This window comes from Streptacidiphilus sp. BW17 (assembly GCF_041262485.1).
Classification (GTDB): Bacteria; Actinomycetota; Actinomycetes; order Streptomycetales; family Streptomycetaceae; genus Streptacidiphilus.
In genome coordinates, this window is record NZ_JBGCCR010000049.1 from 26,336 (window position 1) to 36,804 (window position 10,469).

10 protein-coding genes and 1 tRNA gene are annotated in these 10,469 nt (G+C 70.5%); 7 read left to right on the forward strand and 4 right to left on the reverse strand.

Annotation, left to right across the window (positions count from 1 at the left end; genetic code table 11):
* Both ABH940_RS34815 and ABH940_RS34820 read left to right on the forward strand, forming a co-directional pair.
* Entirely contained in the window at positions 1 to 975 is a 975-nt protein-coding gene (locus tag ABH940_RS34815) for a hydroxymethylglutaryl-CoA lyase (protein ID WP_370067616.1), read from the forward strand.
* Positions 976 to 1,228: 253 nt separating this feature from the next.
* The gene (locus ABH940_RS34820; RefSeq protein ID WP_370067618.1) at positions 1,229 to 2,407 is read left to right on the forward strand and encodes an acyl-CoA dehydrogenase family protein; all 1,179 of its coding nucleotides are present in this window, start codon (positions 1,229 to 1,231) and stop codon (positions 2,405 to 2,407) included.
* A gap of 78 nt (positions 2,408 to 2,485) precedes the next feature.
* Here ABH940_RS34820 and ABH940_RS34825 read toward each other — a convergent pair whose 3' ends face one another.
* Positions 2,486 to 3,016 (reverse strand): universal stress protein, encoded by a 531-nt coding sequence (locus tag ABH940_RS34825; RefSeq protein WP_370067620.1) that lies wholly within the window; start codon positions 3,014 to 3,016, stop codon positions 2,486 to 2,488.
* 344 nt (positions 3,017 to 3,360) lie between these two features.
* Here ABH940_RS34825 and ABH940_RS34830 point away from each other — a divergent pair, with 344 nt between their 5' ends.
* Complete coding sequence (locus ABH940_RS34830) at positions 3,361 to 4,056, forward strand: HAD family hydrolase (protein WP_370107104.1); 696 nt, start codon at positions 3,361 to 3,363, stop codon at positions 4,054 to 4,056.
* Positions 4,057 to 4,169: 113 nt separating this feature from the next.
* Here the strand turns inward: ABH940_RS34830 and ABH940_RS34835 are convergent, their stop codons facing one another.
* Positions 4,170 to 4,976: a GNAT family N-acetyltransferase gene (locus tag ABH940_RS34835; RefSeq protein WP_370107105.1), complete on the reverse strand. Its 807-nt coding sequence runs from the start codon at positions 4,974 to 4,976 to the stop codon at positions 4,170 to 4,172.
* A 490-nt stretch (positions 4,977 to 5,466) separates the two neighbouring features.
* On the opposite strand from ABH940_RS34835, the gene ABH940_RS34840 reads away from it, so the two are divergent.
* From ABH940_RS34840 to ABH940_RS34850, 3 genes are all read left to right on the forward strand, one after another.
* Entirely contained in the window at positions 5,467 to 6,840 is a 1,374-nt protein-coding gene (locus tag ABH940_RS34840) for a GlxA family transcriptional regulator (RefSeq protein ID WP_370107106.1), read from the forward strand.
* A 259-nt stretch (positions 6,841 to 7,099) separates the two neighbouring features.
* Positions 7,100 to 7,702 carry an oligoribonuclease gene (gene orn, locus ABH940_RS34845; RefSeq protein ID WP_370067628.1) on the forward strand — a complete coding sequence of 201 codons (603 nt, stop codon included), beginning with the start codon at positions 7,100 to 7,102 and terminating at the stop codon, positions 7,700 to 7,702.
* 83 nt (positions 7,703 to 7,785) lie between these two features.
* Positions 7,786 to 7,861: transfer RNA gene (locus tag ABH940_RS34850), tRNA-His, on the forward strand.
* Positions 7,862 to 7,945: 84 nt separating this feature from the next.
* Here the strand turns inward: ABH940_RS34850 and ABH940_RS34855 are convergent.
* Complete coding sequence (locus tag ABH940_RS34855; RefSeq protein ID WP_370067630.1) at positions 7,946 to 8,950, reverse strand: slipin family protein; 1,005 nt, start codon at positions 8,948 to 8,950, stop codon at positions 7,946 to 7,948.
* A gap of 184 nt (positions 8,951 to 9,134) precedes the next feature.
* Between ABH940_RS34855 and ABH940_RS34860 the strand changes: the two genes are divergently transcribed.
* Complete coding sequence (locus ABH940_RS34860; RefSeq protein WP_370067632.1) at positions 9,135 to 9,323, forward strand: hypothetical protein; 189 nt, start codon at positions 9,135 to 9,137, stop codon at positions 9,321 to 9,323.
* A gap of 28 nt (positions 9,324 to 9,351) precedes the next feature.
* Here the strand turns inward: ABH940_RS34860 and ABH940_RS34865 are convergent, their stop codons facing one another.
* Complete coding sequence (locus ABH940_RS34865; protein ID WP_370107107.1) at positions 9,352 to 10,176, reverse strand: spermidine synthase; 825 nt, start codon at positions 10,174 to 10,176, stop codon at positions 9,352 to 9,354.
* Between the last annotated feature and the right edge of the window lie 293 nt (positions 10,177 to 10,469).

Here is a 10,469-nt window from a genome sequence, read left to right on the forward strand (position 1 = left end):
ATGACCAATCACGAACCCACGGTGCTCGAACTGGGACTCCCCGACCCGGTGCGCGCCGACGGACTGCCCGCGCGGGTCCGGATCCACGAGGTCGGCCCGCGTGACGGCCTGCAGAACGAGTCCACGGCGCTCCCGGTGGACGTCAAGGCCGAGTTCATCGCACGGCTCGCGACGGCGGGTCTGCGCACGGTCGAGGCCACCAGCTTCGTCCACCCCAAGTGGGTGCCCCAACTCGCCGACGCAGAGGAGTTGTTCCCCCGTGTCTCGGGTCTCCCCGCCGAGTATCCGGGACTGCGCCTGCCGGTGCTGGTGCCGAACGAGCGCGGACTCGACCGGGCGCTGACCCTGGGCGCCAAGGACATCGCGGTCTTCGCGAGCGCCACCGAGACCTTCGCCCAGCGGAACCTCAACCGCACGGTGGCGCAGTCACTGGAGATGTTCGCCCCGGTGGTGCAGCGCGCCACGTCGGCCGGTGTGGCCGTCCGCGGGTACCTGTCGATGTGCTTCGGCGACCCGTGGGAGGGCCCCGTCGCACTCGACCAGGTGGTCGCCGTCGGACGGGAGCTGTTGGCCTTCGGCTGCACGGAGTTGAGCCTCGGCGACACCATCGGCACCGGCACGCCGGGCCAGGTCGAGGCGCTTCTCGCAGCCTTCTCGGCGGCGGGTGTCGGCCCGGAGCGGCTGGCCGTGCACTTCCACGACACCTACGGCCAGGCGCTGGCCAACACGCTCGCCGCACTGCGCTGCGGCGTGAGCGTCGTGGACTCCTCGGCCGGTGGTCTGGGCGGCTGCCCCTACGCGAAGAGCGCCACAGGCAATCTGGCCACCGAGGACCTGGTCTGGATGCTGAACGGGCTCGGCATCGAGACCGGCGTGGATCTGGCCGCGCTCGCCTCCACCAGCGCCTGGCTGGCCGGGCACATGGGCCGCCCCAGTCCGTCCCGCGCGGTCCGAGCCCTGACCGGGGCCGGCTGACCGCCGGACTGCTCCCCTTCTGCCACCACCCTTCCCTCACCGCCACGTCTGTCACCCCGCGCTTCTGTCCTCCGCTCTTCTGTCACCACCGCACCACGCACCACCCGCTTCCGTGGGCCGTCGGCCGTCGGCGGCCCACAAGGCCCGTCGAGGCCCGCGGCCCTGGGGCCGGGCGGGGCGAGCGTCAATCCGGCGCTTCGACCCACCGGCTCCCGCCTCCGCGAACGCCTCCCATCCTCAGGAGACCGTCATCATGCTGGACCACCGCCTCGACCCCGAGCACGAGGAACTGCGGCGCACCGTCCGCGAGTTCGCACAGGACGTGGTCGCCCCCAAGATCGGCGACCACTACGAGCACAACGAGTTCCCTTACGAGATCGTCCGGGAGATGGGCCGGATGGGCCTGTTCGGGCTGCCCTTCCCCGAGGAGTACGGGGGCATGGGCGGCGACTACTTCGCCCTCTGCCTGGCCCTGGAGGAGCTGGCCCGGGTCGACTCCTCCGTGGCGATCACCCTGGAGGCAGCCGTCTCCCTGGGCGCCATGCCGATCTACCGCTTCGGCACGGAGGAGCAGAAGCGCGAGTGGCTGCCGAAGCTCTGCTCCGGCGAGATGCTGGGCGCCTTCGGCCTGACCGAGCCGGAGGGAGGCTCGGACGCCGGGGCGACCCGCACCACGGCCGTCTACGACAAGACCACCAACGAGTGGGTGATCAACGGCACCAAGTGCTTCATCACCAACGCGGGCACCGACATCACCGGTCTGGTGACCGTCGCTGCGCTCACTCGTTCGAGCGAAGATGCCGCGGAGACCTCGCCGAGCCGGTCGATCTCCACCATCATCGTGCCGACGGGAACTCCGGGGTTCACCGTCTCGAAGAAGTACTCGAAGGTGGGCTGGAACGCTTCCGATACCCGGGAGCTCTCCTTCTCCGACTGCCGGGTGCCTGCGGCCAACCTGGTGGGCGAGCTGGGGCGCGGTTACGCGCAGTTCCTGCGCATCCTCGACGAGGGCCGGATCGCCATCGCCGCGCTGGCCACCGGGCTCTCCCAGGGCTGCGTCGACGAGTCGGTGCGCTACGCGGGCGAGCGGAAGGCCTTCGGCCGCCCGATCGGGGCCAACCAGGCCATCCAGTTCAAGATCGCCGACATGGAGACCCGGGCGCTCACCTCGCGCCTTGCCTGGTACCACGCGGCCAGCCGGATGCTGGCGGGTGAGCCGTTCAAGAAGGAGGCGGCCATCGCAAAGCTGTACTCCTCGGAGGCGGCCGTGACCAACGCCCGCGAGGCCACCCAGGTCCACGGCGGCTACGGATTCATGAACGAGTTCCCGGTGGCGCGCTTCTGGCGCGACAGCAAGATCCTGGAGATCGGCGAGGGCACATCGGAGGTCCAGCGGATGCTCATCGCCCGCGAGCTGGGCATGCAGTACTGAGCCGACTCCAGGCCGGATGACAGGCCTGTCGAACGCAGGTGGTGGGCAGCCGAGCGGCTGCCCACCCCGCCGTTCCCGTCAGGGAATGACCACGACCGGGCGGTTGGCGCGCCGGGCCAGCCGGGCGGCCACCGAACCGAAGAGGCGGCCCAGCAGGCCGTGCGTACCACCGACGACGATGGCGTCCGCGGCGTACTCCCGCGCGACCTCTTCGAGTTCGTGACAGATGTCCCCGCCACGCTCGACGAGCACCCACGGCACGTCGCTGAGGAAGTCCGCACAGGCGAGCTCGAGACCGAGCACCTCGGTGCGGTGGTCCGGCACGTCCACGAAGACCGGCGGCTCACAACCGGCCCAGACGGTGGCCGGCAGCCGGTTGGCCACGTGCACGATCACCAGGCCCGATCCGGAACGTCTGGCCATCCCCACGGCGTACGCCAGCGCACGCTCGCTGGACACCGAACCGTCGAAGCCCACCACGACCCCGTGGAGGAACGCCGGGTCGCACGGGCGTACCTGTTGTGATTGGACTTCAAAACTTGGCATCGGCAGCTCGGGTCCCGTCGTCTGTTTGCGTTCGCGGGGCTCTGGATGCTCGTAACCGGCCATGGCTGTGAACGTTTCGCGAGGTGGGATACGAGGGCGTGGTGCGGGATGAACTCGGAGAACGTGATGCAGAGGGTTGTGCGAGGTCGGCTGGAAAGGCGGCCGGTTTTCCTCTTCCTCCCAGGGTACGGCGACAATCTGTTCACGCCCAGATGCGGAGCGCACAGGCGGCGCAGTTCCCGCTAAAGGGGGATGCGTGCGCCCGGGGCGTGGATGGAGCATGCCTGAGCTCCGGCGCATACGCAACGGTGCAGGCACGCACAGGCCTTCGTCGAGTCGCACTGATTTTCGGACAAAGCCCCCGATCAGCGGGGTGCATATGCCAGAAGGCTGGAACGATGCGGTTCATGCCGCCTCTGCTGCTCTTCGATCTGGACAACACCCTCGTGGATCGGAATCAGGCCTTCCGCGGGTGGGCACGTCGCTTCCTCGATTCCTGGGCACTTCCGGGCGAGGATCTTTACTGGCTCTCCACACTGGACTGCGGCGGCTATTTCCCGCGCGAGGCGCTGATGCGGGCGACCGCCGCCCGTTACGGCCTCAGGGTGTCCCTGGAATTGCTCTTGCGCGACTACGCGGACACGATGACCGAGCTCATCCAGCTGCCGGAGACCCACCGGGAGGCCCTGCACCAGGCCCGTGCCGCCGGCTGGACGCTCGGGATCGTGAGCAACGGCGCGACCGAGCAGCAGCTGGCCAAGATCGAGAGAACCGGCTTGGCCCGACTGGTCGACGGCTGGGTGATCTCGGAGGAGGCCGCCTGCGAGAAGCCCGACCCGCGCATCTTCCACCTGGCCGCCGAGCGGTGCGGCCTGCGCCCGCAGCACGACGACGCGTCGTCCTGGACCTCCTCCACCTGGATGGTGGGTGACCACGCCCCTGCCGACATCGCGGGTGCACAGGTCGCGGGACTGCGCAGCGTCTGGCTGCACCACGGCCGCCCCTGGCCCGAACTCGGCTACCACCCGACACTGACCGCCAAGGGGCTCCCTGAGGCCGTCACGGGCGTGCTGAGCGCTCCCCGCTACGCTCCGGCCGCCTGACGCGTCAGGGCCACGGATCCTCGGCGTGACGCTTGATCGGCGCCGCGCCCTCGGCGCCACGCGTCCTCCGCACCATGCACCGCTGACGCGACGCGACACCTGATACAGCTGATTCAGCGGCGCAGCGCAGCCGGGGTCGACGGGTACCGCCACCAGCGGGCGACCGCGCGTTCTGTGAAGCCCAGTCGGCGATAGAGGGGTTCACCGAGCAGAGTGGCCGTCAAGGTCGCCGGACGCTCCGGGTGGGCAGCCAGAGCGGTGCGCAGTACGGCTCCTGCGGCCCCGCGCGAGCGGAGCTCGGGAAGCGTGGCCATCCAGTAGACGCCGACGGCTGCTCCGTCGTCCATGGTGATGCAGGCAGCCGCCGGTTCGCCGCCGACCCGGGCCAGCCAACTGCGACGGCCCGGCAGCTGCGCATACCCCGCGGGGAACTGGCCGCCGCGCCGCCAGGGCAGTAGATGGGGAACGGGGAACCCCTCGACCACGACCCGTTCGACGGCCGCGAGATCGGGCTCGTCGACCGCCTCCCATGCCTCCGGCGTCCCTGCCGGCTCCAGCGCCTGCGAAGCCCCCGTCTCCCCCATTCTCGGGCGTGGCAAGCGGGTTGACGGTGCGACAGGTGCCGGGTTGCGGACCATCACGGGCATGGTCAGTGCGGACTCGCAGCCGTACGGGCCGAGGTCGAGCGCGAGATAGGGGTCCTCGAGGGTCAGCTGCCGGGTGTCCCAGTCGCGGAAGAGACCCAGCAGTTCACGGGTGAGCGCCTCGGGGTCGTCCGGGCGGGCGGTCACCAGCACCCGGTGGCCGTCGGTCGCACGGACCGCCGTCCAGCCGGGCCGGACCTCGGTCTCCCAGCCGCGCGCCTCAGCCATGGCCAGCCAATGAGCGACGGCGTTCGCCACCGCAAGATCAAGACCCATGCGCACCACCCTAGGGCCCGGAGGTGGCGTACCCAGGTGCGCCGTATGCGCCCCCACGCACTCCCAAGCGCCGCTTTTCGGTCAACTTGCGGACACGTGTGCCTCATTGACCGTACCCGCAGCCCAGGCGGGTGGGCCGAGCCGCTGTGGAGTCGCCAACTGCGCTGTGCCCGCCCCACAACCGGGTGTCCCCTGGTACGCCCCCTTCCCTGACGGGTCGATGGGTGCCAGTCTTCGAGATCGAATGCTTCACGCCAAATTGCCATGTCGATATAGCGTCTGATGGTGAACTGGTCGCACCGGACTCGCCGGAACCAGTAGATTCGATCTTGAGGAGAGCAAGCGAGCAGGGGGACTCGACAGGCGCCGACACACGCACATCTGGTGTTCATCGCACCGCGAGCACGGGACGGACCGGGACGACCATGACAGCGAGGGGGGCCGGAGCGCCTTGAGCAGGGTCAGCAGGAATACCGCCACCGGGGACGAGGTGGCTGTCGCCCCCCCGGTCGGCGCCGCGGGTTCCGCGGGCCCGGCCGCCCTTCCGCGCAAGCTGTCGGGACGTCGTCGTCCGGAGATCGTCGCCGTGCTGCTCTTCAGCGGCGGGCCGATCTTCGAGAGCTCGATCCCGCTCTCGGTCTTCGGCGTGGACCGTCAGGACACCAGCCTTCCCCACTACCGACTCCTGGTGTGCGCGGGCGAGCCCGGACCCCTGGCGACGACCGGCGGTCTGACCATGACCGCCCCGCACGGCATCGAGGGCCTGGCCCGGGCCGGCACGGTCGTCGTCCCCGCCTGGCGGGCCGCGGCGCAGACGCCTCCCCCCGAGGCCCTCGCCGCACTGCGCAAGGCGCACGCCGAGGGCGCCCGCATCATCGGGCTCTGCACCGGCGCGTTCGTCCTCGCCGCCGCCGGCCTGCTGGACGGTCGCCCGGCGACCACGCACTGGATGTACGCACCGACCCTCGCCAAGCGCTACCCGCAGATCCAGGTCGATCCCCGCGAGCTCTACATCGACGAGGGCGATGTCCTCACCAGCGCCGGGACGGCAGCCGGGATAGACCTCTGCCTCCACGTGGTGCGCACCGACCACGGCGCGGACGCGGCGGCGGCGCTGGCACGTCGTCTGGTCGTTCCGGTGCGGCGGACCGGAGGTCAGGCCCCGTACGTCGACCGGTCTTTACCCGAGGAGATCGGGAACGACCCGCTCGCCGAGGTCGTCACCTGGGCGCTGGAGAACCTCTCCAAGCAGTTCGACGTCGAGGTCCTCGCCGCCCGTGCCTACATGAGCCGGCGGACCTTCGACCGCCGCTTCCGGTCGCTGACCGGGAGCGCTCCCCTGCAGTGGCTCATCTCGCAACGCGTCCTGCAGGCCCAACGGCTGCTGGAGACCACCGAACTGTCCGTGGACGAGGTCGCCCGACGCTGCGGCTTCCGCTCGCCGGTGGCCCTGCGCGGCCACTTCCGGCGCCAACTCGGCGTCTCTCCCGCCGTCTACCGGAGCACGTTCCGTGCGCGGCGACCAGAGACGCCGACCGGAAGCACCTCCGGAGGGACGGGACTGGCCGTGGCCGGCATCACGCCGTCGACGTCCGCAGCGCACCTGGCGGGCCTTGCCGCGGGTCCGCTGGGCAGTCTGCCGAACGTCGACGGGGTCGGCTCCGGCGGGCCGACCGTGCCTCCGCAGGGCGGCCCTGGCGGGCACGCCACACGTTCGAACGGCCGGGCCCGGCAGGGAGCCCGTCCGGCACCGGATGACCACTCCTCCCCCGCGGAGGACGGCCGACCGGGCCCGTCCCAGGGACTGAGTCATCCGGACGGTGCGAACGCCGCACTGCGGCGCCGCGCTGCCGAACGTCCCTGAGTCCGATCGAGGTGCGTCGGATCGAGGTGTGGCTGTGGCCACGGCCCCTGCCGTGGCCGCAGCCACATCGGCGTTCCGACACAGTCTCGCGGCTGCGGTGCCTCGCGTGCCCGACGGGATTCGATCGCCGTGTCGACTTGCGCCCTTCCGGCGGAATGATCGACCATGACGGGTCGGCTGGTCGCCCACCCGGGTAGGGGAGTGGCTCCCGGTTGACGCCGAGCAGCGCACGCGTACGAGCCCCGGGACGGTGAGCCGGATGAACGACCGCATGGTCTGGATCGACTGCGAGATGACGGGCCTCGACCTGGAGAGGGACGCCCTGGTGGAGGTCGCCGCACTGGTGACCGACTCCGAGCTCAACATCCTCGGCGAAGGCGTCGACATCGTGGTGCGTCCGCCGGCTGAGGCGCTGGAGCACATGCCGGAGATCGTGCGGGAGATGCACACCTCCTCCGGACTGCTCGACGAGCTGGCCGACGGAACCACGCTGGCCGAGGCCGAGGCCCAGGTGCTGGCCTACGTCCGCGCGCACGTGCCCGAGGCGGGCAAGGCCCCGCTCTGCGGCAACTCCGTGGCGACCGACCGCGGCTTCCTCTCCCGGGACATGCCCGCCCTGGAATCGCACCTGCACTACCGCATCGTCGACGTCTCCTCGGTCAAGGAGTTGGCCCGGCGCTGGTACCCGCGGGCCTACTACAACAGCCCGAAGAAGCAGGGGAACCACCGGGCGTTGGCCGACATCCGGGAGAGCATCGCGGAGTTGAAGTACTACCGGGAGGCCGTGTTCGTACCCGCGCCGGGTCCGGACACCGACGCGGCCCGGACCATCGCCGCCCGCTACGAGCTGCCCCCGGCCTGACCTGCCGGAAACGTGGTCGTGAGCACCCCGCACGATCCTGTAGAGTTATCTCCGTCAGCGCGCGAGAGCGCAGCGGACAGATGGTGGGTGTAGCTCAGCTGGTAGAGCACTGGGTTGTGATCCCAGGTGTCGCGGGTTCGAGCCCCGTCACTCACCCCATCTGATCAGGGCCCAGCCGGTTTCAACGGCCGGGCCCTGATGTGTTTCTGAGACCAGGTCACGTCCCGGTCCGTGAGCAACCCGTCAGGCAGCGCCCTCCGGCTTCTCCTGACCGCCCTCATCGGCGCGGTCGCCCTCGTTGTGGTCGCTCTCGTCCTCGAGGGTCAGGTGCGGCTCCTCCAGGCTCGGCAACTCCTCGATCTCGGGGAGGGTCAGACCGCTCGCCTCCAGCTCCGCGTCCGCCTCGGCCTCCAACTCCGCCACCTCGGGGACGCTCGCCACGGCCGGGGGCGGGGTCGGCTTGTCGGGCGCGGCCGGCGCCTGCGGCTTGGGCGTCATGCCGTCGAGAAAGCGCAACAACTCGACCGGGAACGGGAGGACCAGCGTCGAGTTCTTCTCGGCTGCCACCTCGACCACGGTCTGCAGCAATCGGAGCTGCAGCGCGGCCGGGGTGTCGCTCATGACCGTCGCAGCCTCGGACAGCTTGCGGGAGGCCTGGAACTCGCCGTCAGCGGTGATGATGCGCGCCCGGCGCTCTCGCTCCGCCTCGGCCTGCCGGGACATGGACCGCTTCATCGACTCCGGCAGGGCGACGTCCTTGATCTCCACCCGGTCGATATGGATGCCCCAGCCGACCGCGGGGCTGTCCAGCATCAGCTCGAGGCCCTGGTTCAGCGGCTCGCGATTGGTGAGCAGGTCGTCCAGCTCGCTCTTGCCGATGATCGACCGCAGGGAGGTCTGGGCGACCTGGGACATCGCGAAGGTGTAGTTCTGCACGTTCACCGTGGCGAGGACCGGGTCCTCGACCCGGAAGTAGACGACCGCGTCGACGCGGACCGTCACGTTGTCCCGGGTGATGCCCTCCTGCGCGGGCACCGGCATGGTGATGATCTGGACGTTCACCTTGCGCAGGCGGTCGGCGACCGGCAGCAACAGGGTCAGCCCGGGTTCCTTGATCTCGCGGCGCACCCGGCCGAACCGGAACACGACACCGCGCTCGAACTGCTGAACGACGCGCACTCCCGTCGCCAGCCAGACCGCTCCGGCGCCGAGAACCCCCAGGACGACATCCACAACCAGCATCGTCATCACCCCGACTCTGCCCCGAGGACGCGAAATCGGCCCCGTGATTGTCCACGCTACTCGCGCCACCGGCTTGCGAGGAACGGTCGTGCGCGCGTCACGGATCATCGGTGCATGATCATGGCGCGCATAGGTGCTGTACCACGACCGGAGGAGTAACGCTGGGTAGAACCCGCTCGTTGTACAGAACGTGCACCTGTTCGTCACAGTGTTCACCGCTGCCGCCATCGCCGCACCCACACCGGTGCCCGCGTCGGTCCCGAACCAGGACGCACCTCACCATGTCGACACGATGGCCTGGCTGGTGCCCGTCCTGCTGGGGCTGCTGCTCACCGCCATCGCCTGCTACAAGCACCGGGGCCTCCCCAGCGGCCACTGACCCCCGCTCCCCCGCACGCCCAGGGGCGTCAGTCGCGGAAGGCCGTCTCCGGCGGCTGCGGGGAGGCCTCGGCGTCGACGTCACGCATCGCCAGGGCACCCGCCTGGAAGTCGACGAGGTCGGGTCCCTTCTCGATCCGGGCCATGACCGGGTCTCCGGCCATGGCGCTCCCCAGCTCCACCAAGGGGAGCGGTGTCAGGGCGGCCAGCAGGATCAGGTTTCCGAAGCGCTTGCCGCGCAGCACCGCCGGATCGGCAACCAGCGCCACCTCGGGGAAGACCGCCCGCAACGTCGCCACCTGCCGACGGGCGAACGGCAGTCGTCCCCCGTCGGCGATGTTCACGGCGTAGCGCCCTCCCGGGGCCAGCGCCCGGACCACGGACTCCGCAAACTCGACGGTCGCGCAGTGGGCGGGGACGCGCGCGCCGCTGAAGACGTCCGCGATGACCAGGTCGGCCCAGCCCTCGGGGGTCCGGCCCAGCACTTCGCGAGCGTCGGCGCCGCGCACGCGGATCTGCCAGGCGCGGTCCAACGGCAGCTCACGGCGGACCAGTTCGGTCAGGGCCGTGTCGATCTCCGCCACCTGCTGCCGTGACCGGGGCCGGGTCGCGGCGACGTAGCGCGGCAGCGTCAGCCCGCCACCACCGAGATGCAGAGCGTTGACAGGCCTTCCGGGCGGCCCGGCCAGGTCCGCGATCCGGCCGAGACGACGCTGGTACTCGAAGGTCAGCCGACGCGGATCGGCGAGGTCGACGTGCGACTGCGGAGCGCCGTCGAGCAGCAGGGTCCAGGCGTCGCCACGGTCCCGGTCGGGCACCAGCTCCGCCAGGCCTGAGCCGACCGGCTCGGCCAGGCGCTGGGACGCGGAGCCGCCGGCGGTTCCGGAGCCGGACCGTCCACGCGCGGTGCCCTCGTCGTCGCCCTGTCCCGTGCTCTGCTTCGCTCTGTGCTTCCTTGCCACCCGCCCAGTATCCGGCGTCGGCCGTCAGCACCACATCCGGGGTTCGACCAGGTCAGCAGAGCTCCCGGGCGGACACGCTCCGGACCGCACAGCGCGAGGACCGGAGAGCGCGAGGACCGGAGAGCGCGAGGACCGGAGAGCGCGAGGACCGGAGAGCGCGAGGACCGGAGAGCGCGAGGACCGGA